The organism is Candidatus Thermokryptus mobilis (assembly GCF_900070205.1).
In the GTDB taxonomy this organism is placed as follows: Bacteria; Bacteroidota; Ignavibacteria; order Kryptoniales; family Kryptoniaceae; genus Kryptonium; species Kryptonium mobile.
On record NZ_FAOO01000005.1, the window covers coordinates 52,679 to 66,068 of the forward strand.

Below are 13,390 nucleotides of genomic sequence, written 5' to 3' on the forward strand. Positions count from 1 at the left end.
GATAATTTATCAAATCAATTCATCTCTTCAAAACTATCTTTGCCCTTGTAAAAGTCGTGTCAATAGAAACAACTTTATCAGCATCAGCAATGTAAATCATACCATATTTTAAATCAATGCTCCTCGGAAATTTCAACCCGCCAAATTCATCTGCCTCAAAAGTTTTTTCAACTTTTTCACCCCTGACCTTAACGACAGCTTTAAGCCCAACATCGGCAACATAAATTGAATTTGAAACGGAATCATATTTCAAATCCACGGGAGCGACAAATTGACCTTTGATGCTTCTTAAAAATTTATTTGAACTTTTTGAATAAACAGCTATATGACCAAGCGTCGGATCAGCACAATAAATGTTGTATTTATCAGAAGCTATAGCAGTTGGAAATTTCAAATTTTCTGGATCTGTAAATGATGACATCAATCTGAAATCGCGATTGAAAATTTTAATTGCCGATCCATCAATTACATAAATCCTTTCCGCATCAGCATAGATATAATTGGGCATCTTGACCATAAACTGAGCCACTTGTAAAGTTCTCTTTGGGTAAACCACAATTATCTTGTCAATATCACCGATGTATAAACCATCGTCATGATACATCAACCCACCGCACCATCTCAAATAAGTGAATTTGTTCAATAGATTTCCCCCGGTATCAATTACTTGAACATGGGAATAAACATCGCTTGAAAGAGCAAATCTTGCACTATCAATTATGGCGATTGAGCTTATGTGATCTATTATCGGCTCCTTGAGCTTTTTCAAATCGTCAATGCTTTTATACCTCTCATTTGAAGAAATTATGAAATAATCAAATTCGGTTTTCCCCTCACTAACGCCGATCACGATATAACCCGACCCAAAATACAGCTTCTCCTCAAGATACTTCTTTTTGTTGAAGTAAATAGAATATCTACCGTTGGAGACAACCACCTCAATCGTGTTAAAATTTCTTCGCGAATCCGGGAGCGAGACGAACTTATTTATTTTCTCATCACCGTTAAGCCCAATTAAACCGGTGTAAAGTGCATTTTTATAAAACTTCACGAAATTCCCCGTCATCCATGTGAAGATATCATACAGGTTAAACATCAAAATCATGTTTTCCCCTGAGAAACTCAAATTTATCCTATAATTTGACCTTGGCGGAATTATAAAGTTCAAGCCGATATAGTTTGTCTTGCCTATGGCTGAAGACACCAAACGTCCCTTTTCAACTCGCCACTTCCCTGAAATCTCAATCCACTCGCTTTTCAAACTCCCGGAGAAATCATCCGAGAACCATATGTTTTGTGAGATCAATTCGGTACACAGGATTAAAAGCGGGAGAAAAAATTTTGACATCTTCACTTGTTTCCGAAGTTATTTTTTGCCATCTATCGTTAAAATGCTGAAAAAATGTGATAAATTCAAGCCAAAGATGGGTCAATTAGTCCAAGTTTTATCAAAGCGTTATAAGCAGCTGACTTTTCTGCTTCCTTCTTACTTTTGCCAGTTCCAATTCCCACAACTTCTCCCCCGAGTAAAACTTCAACAGTGAAAGTTCGCTCGTGCTCTGGACCCTCAATCTTTACAACTCTATAACTTACATCAAGATTAACCTTGTGGGAGTACTCAATCAGTATGCTTTTGTAATGCTCCCTTGTCGTCTCATAAAATTTTGCGTCAAATTCGCCGATTTGTTCCTTAAAAACCCGTGTTAGAAAAGTTTTCACCGCTTCAAATCCAGAGTCAAGATAGATAGCAGCAACTACAGCCTCAAAAGTATCAGCAAGTAGGGAATTATACCCTTGCATAAGTGCCCTTCGTGCGGAATGGCTTAAAAGTATGAACTCGTCAAGTTTGAGCAAGTATGCATACTTTATCAAAATTCCCTTATTTATTACACGAGACCGCAGGCGCGTCAACCTCCCCTCCGACGCCTGCGGATACGCTTTATAAAGCAATTCCCCAGCAACAAGATTTAAAATTGAATCACCCAGAAATTCAAGCCGTTCATTTGATTCAAGCCGTAGCTTGAACTTATTTTTCGCTATCGGCACAAAAGAACGATGAGTCAACGCCTGAACAAAAATATCCCTATTTTTTATCTTCAACCCGAGAATTTTTTCAAGCTCCTTGAACTTCTCATCGCTTATTATATCAACCTTCGGCTTAAAAAGCGATTTTAACTTTCGTATTAAACCTAACAAAATCACTCTTCAAACTTTTTGAAAACTATTGAAACATTGTGACCACCAAAACCAAAAGAATTTGAAATCGCTGCTTTTACTTCTCTATCTATCGCCTTGTTCGGAACATAAAACAGATCGCATTCTGGATCAGGATACTCATAATTTATCGTCGGATGAATCTTTCCGGTGGTGATTGAAAGTATTGTAGCTATTGCCTCAACAGCACCTGCTGCGCCGAGTAGATGCCCTATCATTGACTTTGTTGAATTAACAGCAAGTTTATAAGCGTGTTCCCCGAAGACGGTTTTTATCGCCTGTGTCTCGTTCTTATCATTCTCTTTCGTTGAAGTTCCATGAGCGTTTATGTAATCAATATCCCCGGGCAAAAGCCCAGCATCTTTTAAAGCCATAGACATTGACCTTACCGCACCTTCGCCGTTTGGAGCTGGCGCTGTTATATGATATGCATCCGCTGTAAGACCAAAACCAGCAACCTCTGCATAAATTTTCGCTCCACGATTTAAAGCATGTTCAAGCGATTCAAGTATTAAAGTTCCAGCTCCCTCACCCATAACAAAACCATCACGCTCCGCATCAAAAGGTCTACTTGCTTTCTCAGGGGCATCATTTCTTGTTGAAAGAGCTCTCATAGCGTTGAAAGAACCAACCCCCATAGGGCAAATCGCAGATTCTGCCCCACCAGTTATTACGACATCAGCAAGACCGCGCTCAATCAACATAACCGCATCGGTAATAGAATTTGCGGAACTTGCACAAGCTGAAACAGTTGCATAGTTTGGCCCTTTATATCCATATCGGATTGAAATATAACCTGCTACTATATCAATTATCATCATCGTAACGGTAAAAGGACTTATATGTCTCGGTGACCCAGTTTTAAAAAGAAGCTCATGTTGAGTGTGATATGTCCACATTCCACCGATACCTGAGGAATAAACTACAGCGACTCTTTCTTTATCTATTTTTGAATCTGAGTTAAGACCTGCATCTTGAATAGCCATTTCAGTCGCTGCCATCGCAAATTGAGTGAATATGTCCATTCGTTGCGCAAGCTTTCTGTCCATGTAATTCAACGGGTCAAAATTCTTTACCTCAGCTGCAAACTTCGTTGCAAAATTTGTCGTATCAAACTTTGTTATATATCCAACTCCACTTTTCCCATCAAGCAGGTTTTTCCAAAATTCTTCAATTGTTAATCCAACTGGCGATATTACGCCCATTCCAGTTACGACGACCCTTTTACGGTTTCGCATAATTTGTTACTTAACTTTTGTTTTAACAAAAAACAAGGGGCGATTTAAATCGCCCCCGCAGTAATTACGCTTGCCCAAGCTTTTGCTTCAAATAATTGATAGCATCGCCAACTGTTCTTATCTTCTCAGCATCTTCATCTGGAACCTGAATCCCAAATTCCTTCTCAAATTCCATCACAAGCTCAACCGTGTCAAGCGAATCAGCACCAAGATCATTGATAAAAGACGCCTCCGGCACTACCTTATCCTCACTCACATTAAGCTTATTCACGATTATCTGCTTGACCTTTGCTTCAATGTCCATTTCTGTCCTCCTTTTTGTTTTTTTATTTTCTTGTTATGCGGTCAAACCACCATCAACGACAATTACTTGCCCGGTTATATAATCTGCTTCATGGGAAGCGAGAAATTTAACGACATAAGCTATTTCCTCCGGCTTTGCAATCCTCTTGGCAGGAATAAGCTCAAATAGACGCTTTTTTTGCTCTTCACTTAATTTTTCGGTCATCTCGGTCTCTACATAACCTGGTGCAACAACATTGACCTGTATGTTTCTTGAAGCTACTTCCTTTGCAAGTGCCTTCGTAAAACCGATTATCCCAGCCTTTGAAGCAGCGTAATTTGCCTGCCCAGGATTACCAATTAAACCCACAACTGAAGCGATGTTTATTATCTTGCCCGACCTCTGACTTATCATATGCTTTATAGCTGCCTTAGTAAAGTTAAAAACACCTTTTAAATTTGTCTCAATAACCTCATCCCAATCCTCTTCGCTCATCCTAAGTAAAAGATTATCACGAGTTATTCCTGCGTTATTAATAAGTATATCAATTTTGCCAAAATTTTTCAAGACCTCATCAACAACCCTTTGAGCATCTTCAAACTTTGCCGAATCGGCTTGAATCGCCAACGCTTTTGAATTCATATTTAAAATTTCATTGACAAGTTCCTGTGCTTGTGCGGAGGAGCTTTTATAAGTTATCGCGATTGAGCATCCTTCCAAAGCAAGTGCCTTAGCGATCGCCCTTCCGATTCCCCTTGAACCGCCAGTGATTATAGCTACCTTATCCTTTAAAGACGCCATAAAAATCCCTTATTTATTTTTTAGTTTCTTCCATTCATCGTAAATCCTCAACAACTCAGCATATCCATCCTCACCAAGGACATAGATAAATTCATCCTTGCATATCTCAATTACTGGTCCAGCGTGGTTATGTGTTGCTCTTAATCCACAATATGGTAGATCTTCAGCGTGATCATCATCATAAGTTAAAGCGCCCTCCCAGAAAGTTAAAGGATAAATACAGCAATAAAACGGCTTCAAAGCCCATTGATGCATACCGCTATTCACAGCGCTAACTTGCAGAACACAATATCCTTCTTTTGTTAAAAAAACGCATTTATCATTGTAAACATTCGTGCCGACACATTTGCCTGAGGGAAAATCCGGGTCTTCCCATTCCTCTTTCTCAAACCAGAGCTCAACATCTTTTGGTTGTGTTTCATCCATAAACTTTAAAATCAAGTCCTTATGCGCCAAAATTTTCTCCCGTTCCTTTAAATCCACATAAACTCCCCAGTAACAACAATTAGCGCGACAAACTGGAACATTGCAAAACGGGACAAATCCAGCACTGAAAACGATCGTATCTATTTTAAAATTCTTGACATAGACAAATTTACCTTGAAATGCGCCCCTTTCGGGTTCAACACCGACATTTAGCTCGCTCATACAAGCCCATCTTTTAAATTTTGTATATCGCTGAGTTTGTCAAAGCCGGCAACTTCAACATCTTCAAGCGTTCTTTTTATCAAACCTTGAAGGACCTTCCCCGGTCCAATTTCATAAAACTTCACAGCCCCGTCAGAGCGCATGTTTAGGATTGTCTGCGTCCAGAGAACTGGTTTCGTGATTTGAAGGTAAAGAAGGTCTTTTATTTCTTCGGCTTCAAATGTCGGTTTAGCAGTTACATTGAAATAGACGGGGATTTTTGGTTTTCTAAATTTTACCTCATCAAGGATTTTTTTGAGTTCATCTTTCGCACTTTCCATAAGTGGGGAATGGAAAGCGCCACTTACAACAAGTTCCTTCACCATTTTCGCACCCTCACGCTTTGCAATTTCCATCGCCATCTTTACCGCCCCAACCTCCCCAGAGATAACCACTTGACCTATAGCATTAAAATTAGCCGGCTGAACTATTCCATCTTTAACCTCCTCGCATATTTTTTTAACTTTTTCATCATCAAGCCCAACAATTGCTGCCATCGTCCCTGGGTTCTGCTCCCCGGCTTTTTGCATCAATTCACCACGAACTTTTACAATCATAAGAGCTGTTTCAAAATCTAAAGCATCTGCATAGACAAGAGCTGAATATTCCCCAAGCGAATGCCCCGCTGCCATATCCGCTTTTAACTTACCCTCAAGAAGTTTTGAAACAACATAACTATGGACAAAAATCGCTGGTTGCGTTATCCTCGTCTGCTTAAGCAATTCCTCTGGTCCTTCAAAACAAATTTTCTTCAACTCAAAACCAAGAATTTCCTCCGCTCTGTCATAAATTTCTTTAACTAAACTATTCCCCTCATATAAATCTTTTCCCATGCCGACATATTGAGATGCTTGACCCGGAAAAACAAAAGCGATTTTCATTTAGCGACATTGTTCTTTATTTTCAATTCCTCCGGTATCTCAAACCTTCTTGAATCCATCTCCTCGCAATATCTTGCGACATCTGGTCTTGGTTGCGGAGGATTTGGAAGCGACCATCTCATCAAAACAGCTCCCCAAGTGTAACCAGCACCAAAGGCAGACATAACTATTCTCTGCCCAGGTTTAAGTTTTCCACATTCCCAATACTCTGACAGACAAAGTGGAATTGTTGCAGCTGTGGTATTTCCGTATCTATCTATGTTTATCATCACCTTTGAAAGATCAAGCCCCATTCTTTCAGCTGTAGCCGTAATAATTCTCAAATTCGCCTGATGTGGAACAAGCCAATCTATATCATCTCCCCTTAACCCATTTCTTTCAACTATCTCGGCAGAAACATCCGCCATTCCGACAACAGCAACTTTAAAAACAGCTCTTCCATCTTGATAAATGTAATGCATTTTTTTATCAACTGTTTCGTAGGTTGGCGGATTTAAACTCCCACCCCCTGGCATGTAAAGATATTTTCCACCGGTTCCATCCATATAAAAAATATGGTCAAGTATTCCATACTCAGGGTCGTCGCTTGGTTCAAGCAAAACTGCCCCGGCACCATCTCCAAAAAGAACACAGGTGTTTCTATCCGTATAATCAACAATTGCGCTCATCTTGTCAGCGCCAACCACAAGAACTTTATTATAATTTCCTGATTCAATAAACTGCGCCCCTGTGATCAAAGCATAAATAAAGCCAGAACAAGCAGCTGATAGATCAAATCCCCAAGCCCTCTTCAAACCAAGCTTCTCTTGAATAACCGCAGCAGTTGACGGAAAGAACATATCAGGTGTAACCGTCGCAACTACTATAACTTCAATATCTTCCGGTCCAACACCGCTATTTTCAAACAATCTCTTTATCGCCTCAACCGCAAGGTCAGATGTTGCTCCCTTCTCAAGAATTCTCCTCTCTCTTATCCCAGTTCTCGTCCTTATCCATTCATCGCTTGTATCAACCATCTTTTCAAGATCAAAATTTGAAAGAACTTTCTCAGGAACATAATGACCAACAGCAGTTATAGTTGCTCTCCGTTGCCCCAATTTTACACCTCCGCTTTAATTTTGTAAGTTTTCAATGCTTCCTTAATTTTTTGATTGATTTTTTTGTAAACCGTTTCTTCAGCTCTGTAAATCATATTCTTAATCGCAACCGCAGTTGAACTCCCATGACCAATTATAGCAACACCATTCACACCCAAAAAAGGAACCCCACCATATTCTTGATAATCAAACTCTTTCAATGCTTTCCTCAAACCACGGGCAAGCAAACCAAAAGTCAACCTGCGGAATATATTCCTCATCGCATAATTTCTTAACTTCCTTTTCAAAACACCAAGAACGCTTTCGGCAAACTTCAAAACTATGTTCCCAACAAAACCATCACAAACGATGACATCCGCCTTCCCCAAAAGGATATCTCTGCCTTCAACATTACCAGCAAAATTTAATTTACTCTCCGATAAAAGCTGATACGCCTGTAAGACGACATCCCCACCTTTTGTGCTTTCCTCTCCGATGTTTAAAAGCGCAACCTTGGGATTCTTCTGTCCAAGTATTTCACTTGAATAAATACTCCCCATAATCGCAAATTCAAATAAATGATTCGGCTTACAATCAACATTTGCACCAACATCAAGCATTATACTTTTTCTTCCCGACTCGGTCGGGAAAACACTCCCAATCGTCGGTCTTGAAATCCCCTCTATTCGTCCAAGTATAAAAGTCGCTGCTGTCAAAACCGCCCCAGTATTGCCAGCGCTTGCAAAAGCGTCAACTTCACCATCGCTGTGAAGCTTCATCCCAACAACTATTGACGAGTTCTTCTTCCTCCTCAAAGCCACAGTAGGAATATCATCCATCCCTATCACCTGAGGCGCATCAACTATTGAGTAACTCAACCCAATGGTATCATACTTTCTCAGTTCATTTTTTATCTTCTCCTCATCGCCAACGAATACAATCTCAAAACGATTGTTAGATTCCCTTAAAGCCATAATTGCACCCTCAATCACATTCTCGGGTGCATAGTCCCCACCCATCGCATCAACAGCGATTTTAATCTTCTTTGAATTTTCCATCTCACAAAATAAATTCAATTGGAATTTCAAGGAATGTTGAAAGGGATATCAATTCAATGCCGTTCACGGGTTCCTCACGAAGCAAAAGCACACTAAAATCAGCGTCTTCGGAGATCAGCTCAGGCAAAACATTTTTCAGTTCCTCTTTATTTATCGCTCGCCCTGTCTTCATAAAATTGAAATTATTCTTTTGGAGTTATCACGGTTCTACCGTGATAATAACCGCATTTTGGACAAGCACGGTGAGGTAGCTTCGGCTCATGACATTGTGGACATTCGCTTAATGTTGGTGCTGTTGGTTTGTAATTGGCTCTTCTCTTGTCCCTACGCGACCTTGAATGTCTACGTTTTGGATTTGGCATATCAAATCACCTCAATTTTAGTTTTCACTTTTAAAGTTTTCATCTTCCATAAGTTTTAAAAGAGGAGCCCAACGCGGGTCTATCTCCTCAACTTTACAAGTACAAACCTCAAAATTTAAATTTTTACCGCATCTCGGACAAAGCCCAAGACACTCCTCATAGCATAGCAACTTCATCGGAACCGAAAGCAACACCATTTGCCTTACATCATCGGATATATCAATCTCATTCGTTTCAGGAGTTATAACCATAACCTCGTCCGGCTCATACTTCTTTGACTCTTCCTCGCTGTAAACATAATACATTCTATAACTGTTCTCAAGCACTAAATCAAAGTCCTCTACACACCTATCACATTGGAATCTGCCAACGGTGTAGATATTCGCTTTTAAAAAGATCTGTCGCCTTGACTTTTCAAGCGTAACCTCAACATAAACTGGTTTATTAAATCTCCGCTCGTCAATTTCAAGTTCCAATGGTTTCGTTACAAATGTATAATTGTGTTCCCCATCGGACAACTTTGAGATGTTGATCTTCATTAAAACCTCTGTCAGCTTTTTAAAAAATTTTTAAAAATATAAAGAAAAAATAAAACATAAGCAAGACAAATCTCATCCGATATACTTCCTAAATCTGAAAACGCTAAAGCCGAAGATTAAAACCCCGAAACAGAGGAGAACAATTATATTTGGGTAAAGTAGTTCAAACCCTGCCCCCTTGAGAAAAATCCCACGAAGGATCAAAAGGAAGTACTTCAACGGGATAAAATTAGTGATGAACCTTATCAGAGAAGGCATGCTTTCAACTGGGAATACAAAGCCAGAAAGGATTATATTTGGCATCGCAAAAAAATACGCTGTCATCAGCGCCTGTTGTTGTGTCCTTGAAACAACTGACGAAAAAATTCCTAAACCAAGCGTCGTCATAAGAAAAATAAATGTTGAAACGAAAAGCAAAAACAAACTCCCATGCATCGGAACCTTAAACCAAAACCTCCCTACAAGTATAATTGCTACCGCATCAAATAAACCAATTAAAATAAATGGCAAAATTTTACCTATCAACAACTCGTGACTTTTAATCGGTGTGACAAGCAACTGCTCAATCGTCCCTTGTTCCTTTTCCCTAACCATTGACATTGAAGTCATTATCAAGGTCACAGTTATAAGTATCATTCCAATCAAACCCGGCACAATAAAAACTGCTGACCTCATTTCAGGATTGAACCACACCCTCACTTCCGGTTCGCACATTGGAAGGGTTTTAAAACCCATTGATAATAATTTTTTCTCAACCAATGAGATAAATTTATCCCAAATCATGCTCACAAAAAACCCAAGCGCAATCGTAGCCGAGTTAGCATCGCTTCCATCAACAACAACCATAAGTTCAACCTTTTCACCTTTAATAATTTTTTTCTCAAATTCGCTTGGGAAAACTATAACTAAATTCGCCTTCCCCATCTTCAAAACATCATCAATTTCTCTTGAACTCTTAATATAAATCACAACATCAAATGTTTCCGTTGAATTTATCGCATTTACAATCTCGCTTGTCAAACGGCTTTTATCTAAATCAAAGACAGCAACGGGTAAATTCTTCACCTCAAATGTAGCAGCATATCCAAGTATGAAAAGCTGTATCACAGGAGCTATTATCATAATCCCCATAAGAAGCCGATTTCTGCGTATCTGTAAAATTTCCTTTTTGAAAACCGAAATTATTCTAAACATTAAATTTCACGCATCAATTTTCTTAACCTTAATGAAGCAACTACAAAAGTGAAAAAAATAAAAAACAAAAGAACAAAGACATACTCAACCTGCTCAAAAAGTCCATTCCCTTTCAAAATTATACCTCGTATCACATCAAGATAATATCTTGCTGGGACAAGATATGAAAGCATTTGCAAAACCCAAGGCATATTTCTTATCGGAAAAACAAAACCAGAAAGTATGAAAGTAGGAACAACCGTTGAAATAAAAGCTATCGCCATGGTTGATTGCTGAGACCTCGCAACGGTTGAAATTATCAAGCCGATGTTTAACCCACAAAAAATAAAAATAACCGTCACAAGCAAAAGAGAAAATAAATCGCCTTTGACTTTAAGGTTGAAAAGAATATAACCAGCAAGAAGGATGAGAACCGAATCAATGAAAGCAAGAACAGCATAAGGGATTAATTTACCGGCAATGATGAAATTTGGAGAAAGCGGTGTTGATATCAACCTCTCAAATGAACCCAGTTCCCTTTCCCTTGATATTGAAAGCGATGTCATCAAAACAGTCATCACCATCATGATCAATCCCATAAGCCCCGGGATGAAAAAATTTACACTCTTAAGTTCCTGATTAAACCAAATTCTCGGTTTCAGGTCAATTGCTGGGATATTTCTTCCAGTGATTTTAAAAATATAATTTTCAATTTCATCTCTTGAAAAACCTTGAACGATTTGTTGAACATAGCCAAGTACAACATTTGCCGTATTTGCATCGCTACCGTCAACTATTATCTGAACCTTAACAGGTCTTCCTAACTCAATTTCGTTTGCAAAATCATGTGATATAACTATTCCAACTTTTGCTCTGCCCGACACAAGAAAACCATCTATCTTCCTCAAATCATCAACATAGCCAACCAACTTGAAAAAACCAGAAGAAATGAACTCCCTTATGAATTCATCACTTAAACTTGTTTTACTCTGGTCGCATACGATAAGATTGATATTTTTGATGTCCATTGTAACCCCATATCCAAAAACTACAAGGAGAAAAATTGGTATGAAAATAATTATAAAGATGCTTCTTGGGTCACGACTTAGCTGGACGAATTCCTTTTCAGCTATATTAAATAGCGTTTTGATTTTTATTTTTCGTGAGAGCCACAAAAACATCTTCAATTGATGGTTGAATTTTTTCAACTTTCACATAAGCCAGTCCCTTTTTAAGCAAGAAATTGAGTATCTCTGGCATCTTCTCATCCGCATTCTCAACGACGATATGAACTGAATCACCAAATATGCCGACATCTTCAACAAAATCAAGCGACCTGAGCGCGTCATAACATTTCATCAAATCCTCCGGGATTATGCTTACGACTTCACCCCGCAGATATTTTTTCTTTATGTTTGTCGGTGAGTCAAGAGCGATTATCTTCCCGGCAGAAATAAAAGCAACTCTGTTACATCTTTCCGCTTCATCCATATAATGAGTCGTCACAAGAACGGTCTTCCCCTTAGCAGAGAGATTATATACAAGTTCCCAGAATTGCCTTCTTGAAACGGGGTCAACACCTGATGTTGGCTCATCAAGGAAAACAATTTTCGGCTCGTGGACTATCGCTGTGGCAAACGAAAGACGCTGTCTCCACCCACCCGATAAATGCATTGCAAGTGTCCTTCTATACCTTTGAAATGAAAGCTCTTCAATTATCTCTTCCGTTCGTTTCTTCGCTAATTTTTTATCATTGAGATAAATGCCAGCATAAAAACTTATATTTTCCTCCACGGTCAAATCATCATAAAGCCCAAACCTTTGAGACATATAACCAATTATTTTCTTGACCTCTTCCGGTTCTTTAAGTATGGAAAAACCACCGACAAGCGCATCCCCAGATGTCGGTTTCAACAAACCACAAAGCAAGCGCACAAGGGTCGTCTTCCCAGCTCCATTTGGTCCAAGCAAACCGAAAATTTCCCCCTTTTCAATTTTCAAACTAACTGAATCAACAGCTACCACATCACCAAAAACCTTTGTCAATTCAAATGTCTCAACATCAAACATCTTTTCCCCGTCATTTTATTATTTCAACATCAGCAGGCATTCCGGGTTTGAAAATACCCTTCTCATTTCTCACCTTTACTTTTACAGCATAGACAAGTTTTGTCCTTTCCTCCTTCGTTTGAACATTTTTTGGTGTAAATTCAGCCCTAGGCGAAACGAAAACAACCATACCTTTGAAAACTCTTTTCGGATAAGAATCAATCTTCACATCAACACTATCACCAAGCTTTACAAAGCCAAGCTCACTTTCAGGCAGATAAATGCGAATGTAAACCTCATCAAGGTTTGAAATCTTCGCTATTGGAACCCCTGGGGAAACAAACTCACCCAACTCAACAAACTTCGTCGTGACGAAACCGGATATCGGCGACAAAATTTTTGATTTTTTAATCTGTAATTCAACGCTTTTCATCTGAGCAAGTGCTCTTTGATAGTTGGCGAAAGCAATTTTTATCTCTTCTTCTCTAGCGCCACTTTTTAAAATTTCCAACTTTTTAACCGCCTCTTCATACTGTGACTTACTTGACTCATAAAGTGTCCTCGCATTGTCAAACTGTTCCTGAGTCGCGACATTTTCCTCATATAACTTTTTAATTCTCTCAAAATGTTTTTTGGTGTTTTCAAAATTTACCCTGGCACGCTCAACGGCTTGCTCCATTGCTTCTATTTCCTCGCGCCTTGCTCCTTTCAAAAGCAATTGATATTGCAACAAAAGTGCTTCCGCCTGCGACTTCGCTTCAAGATACCTCTGATAAATCATCTCGGTATCAACACGACAAAGGACAAATCCACTATCAACCCTGCTACCCTCGTCAAAATTTAATTCAATAATCCTCCCGCTCACCTCTGAACTGACTATAACTTCCCGAGCTTCAACTACCCCACTTGCATAAATTTTCAAATCCTTGTCCCCTTTTCCCCCAGAACAGGAATTCAACAATAACCAAACCAAGAGGAAAAAAATGTGCTTTTTCATGCGTTTCTCACTGAAATTAATTTTTTCAGTAA

The 13,390-nt window shown here is 39.1% G+C and carries 16 protein-coding genes; all 16 read right to left on the reverse strand.

Annotation, left to right across the window (positions count from 1 at the left end):
• Positions 1–19: 19 nt before the first annotated feature.
• Positions 20–1,348 carry an NHL repeat-containing protein gene (locus FKZ43_RS04390; RefSeq protein ID WP_140944665.1) on the reverse strand — a complete coding sequence of 443 codons (1,329 nt, stop codon included), beginning with the start codon at positions 1,346–1,348 and terminating at the stop codon, positions 20–22.
• A 65-nt stretch (positions 1,349–1,413) separates the two neighbouring features.
• Positions 1,414–2,196 carry a ribonuclease III gene (gene rnc, locus FKZ43_RS04395; protein WP_181180254.1) on the reverse strand — a complete coding sequence of 261 codons (783 nt, stop codon included), beginning with the start codon at positions 2,194–2,196 and terminating at the stop codon, positions 1,414–1,416.
• A 2-nt stretch (positions 2,197–2,198) separates the two neighbouring features.
• Positions 2,199–3,452, reverse strand: a complete 1,254-nt coding sequence (fabF, locus tag FKZ43_RS04400; protein WP_140944667.1) for a beta-ketoacyl-ACP synthase II — start codon at positions 3,450–3,452, stop codon at positions 2,199–2,201.
• 64 nt (positions 3,453–3,516) lie between these two features.
• Complete coding sequence (locus FKZ43_RS04405) at positions 3,517–3,756, reverse strand: acyl carrier protein (protein WP_047134489.1); 240 nt, start codon at positions 3,754–3,756, stop codon at positions 3,517–3,519.
• Positions 3,757–3,789: 33 nt separating this feature from the next.
• Entirely contained in the window at positions 3,790–4,536 is a 747-nt protein-coding gene (gene fabG / locus FKZ43_RS04410; protein WP_140944668.1) for a 3-oxoacyl-[acyl-carrier-protein] reductase, read from the reverse strand.
• A 9-nt stretch (positions 4,537–4,545) separates the two neighbouring features.
• A complete protein-coding gene (locus tag FKZ43_RS04415; RefSeq protein ID WP_140944669.1) occupies positions 4,546–5,184 on the reverse strand; it encodes a DUF3109 family protein in 639 nt (212 codons plus the stop codon).
• Entirely contained in the window at positions 5,181–6,104 is a 924-nt protein-coding gene (gene fabD / locus FKZ43_RS04420) for an ACP S-malonyltransferase (RefSeq protein ID WP_140944670.1), read from the reverse strand. Before fabD ends, FKZ43_RS04415 begins: the two co-directional genes overlap by 4 nt.
• Positions 6,101–7,201 carry a beta-ketoacyl-ACP synthase III gene (locus tag FKZ43_RS04425; RefSeq protein ID WP_140944671.1) on the reverse strand — a complete coding sequence of 367 codons (1,101 nt, stop codon included), beginning with the start codon at positions 7,199–7,201 and terminating at the stop codon, positions 6,101–6,103. Before FKZ43_RS04425 ends, fabD begins: the two co-directional genes overlap by 4 nt.
• A 2-nt stretch (positions 7,202–7,203) precedes the next feature.
• Entirely contained in the window at positions 7,204–8,238 is a 1,035-nt protein-coding gene (plsX, locus tag FKZ43_RS04430; RefSeq protein WP_181180255.1) for a phosphate acyltransferase PlsX, read from the reverse strand.
• A gap of 1 nt (position 8,239) precedes the next feature.
• Positions 8,240–8,410: a hypothetical protein gene (locus FKZ43_RS11410; RefSeq protein WP_181180256.1), complete on the reverse strand. Its 171-nt coding sequence runs from the start codon at positions 8,408–8,410 to the stop codon at positions 8,240–8,242.
• A 10-nt stretch (positions 8,411–8,420) separates the two neighbouring features.
• Positions 8,421–8,600, reverse strand: a complete 180-nt coding sequence (gene rpmF / locus FKZ43_RS04435; protein ID WP_140944672.1) for a 50S ribosomal protein L32 — start codon at positions 8,598–8,600, stop codon at positions 8,421–8,423.
• A gap of 17 nt (positions 8,601–8,617) precedes the next feature.
• The gene (locus FKZ43_RS04440) at positions 8,618–9,139 is read right to left on the reverse strand and encodes a YceD family protein (RefSeq protein WP_140944673.1); all 522 of its coding nucleotides are present in this window, start codon (positions 9,137–9,139) and stop codon (positions 8,618–8,620) included.
• 72 nt (positions 9,140–9,211) lie between these two features.
• Positions 9,212–10,333: an ABC transporter permease gene (locus tag FKZ43_RS04445; protein ID WP_140944674.1), complete on the reverse strand. Its 1,122-nt coding sequence runs from the start codon at positions 10,331–10,333 to the stop codon at positions 9,212–9,214.
• Entirely contained in the window at positions 10,333–11,487 is a 1,155-nt protein-coding gene (locus FKZ43_RS04450; protein WP_181180257.1) for an ABC transporter permease, read from the reverse strand. Before FKZ43_RS04450 ends, FKZ43_RS04445 begins: the two co-directional genes overlap by 1 nt.
• The gene (locus FKZ43_RS04455; RefSeq protein ID WP_140944676.1) at positions 11,447–12,382 is read right to left on the reverse strand and encodes an ABC transporter ATP-binding protein; all 936 of its coding nucleotides are present in this window, start codon (positions 12,380–12,382) and stop codon (positions 11,447–11,449) included. The genes FKZ43_RS04450 and FKZ43_RS04455 overlap by 41 nt, the downstream gene beginning before the upstream one ends.
• Positions 12,383–12,392: 10 nt before the next feature.
• Positions 12,393–13,358, reverse strand: coding sequence for an HlyD family secretion protein (locus FKZ43_RS04460; RefSeq protein WP_140944677.1), 966 nt, complete (start codon positions 13,356–13,358; stop codon positions 12,393–12,395).
• Positions 13,359–13,390: the final 32 nt, after the last annotated feature.

Excerpts from the sequence above, each read along its gene's own strand:
- FKZ43_RS04390 (WP_140944665.1), bottom strand. The coding sequence starts at position 1,348 with ATGTCAAAATTTTTTCTCCCGCTTTTAATCCTGTGTACCGAATTGATC.
- fabF (WP_140944667.1), bottom strand. The coding sequence starts at position 3,452 with ATGCGAAACCGTAAAAGGGTCGTCGTAACTGGAATGGGCGTAATATCG.
- FKZ43_RS04405 (WP_047134489.1), bottom strand. The coding sequence starts at position 3,756 with ATGGACATTGAAGCAAAGGTCAAGCAGATAATCGTGAATAAGCTTAAT.
- fabG (WP_140944668.1), bottom strand. The coding sequence starts at position 4,536 with ATGGCGTCTTTAAAGGATAAGGTAGCTATAATCACTGGCGGTTCAAGG.
- FKZ43_RS04415 (WP_140944669.1), bottom strand. The coding sequence starts at position 5,184 with ATGAGCGAGCTAAATGTCGGTGTTGAACCCGAAAGGGGCGCATTTCAA.
- fabD (WP_140944670.1), bottom strand. The coding sequence starts at position 6,104 with ATGAAAATCGCTTTTGTTTTTCCGGGTCAAGCATCTCAATATGTCGGC.
- plsX (WP_181180255.1), bottom strand. The coding sequence starts at position 8,238 with ATGGAAAATTCAAAGAAGATTAAAATCGCTGTTGATGCGATGGGTGGG.
- FKZ43_RS11410 (WP_181180256.1), bottom strand. The coding sequence starts at position 8,410 with ATGAAGACAGGGCGAGCGATAAATAAAGAGGAACTGAAAAATGTTTTG.
- rpmF (WP_140944672.1), bottom strand. The coding sequence starts at position 8,600 with ATGCCAAATCCAAAACGTAGACATTCAAGGTCGCGTAGGGACAAGAGA.
- FKZ43_RS04440 (WP_140944673.1), bottom strand. The coding sequence starts at position 9,139 with ATGAAGATCAACATCTCAAAGTTGTCCGATGGGGAACACAATTATACA.
- FKZ43_RS04445 (WP_140944674.1), bottom strand. The coding sequence starts at position 10,333 with ATGTTTAGAATAATTTCGGTTTTCAAAAAGGAAATTTTACAGATACGC.
- FKZ43_RS04455 (WP_140944676.1), bottom strand. The coding sequence starts at position 12,382 with ATGTTTGATGTTGAGACATTTGAATTGACAAAGGTTTTTGGTGATGTG.
- FKZ43_RS04460 (WP_140944677.1), bottom strand. The coding sequence starts at position 13,358 with ATGAAAAAGCACATTTTTTTCCTCTTGGTTTGGTTATTGTTGAATTCC.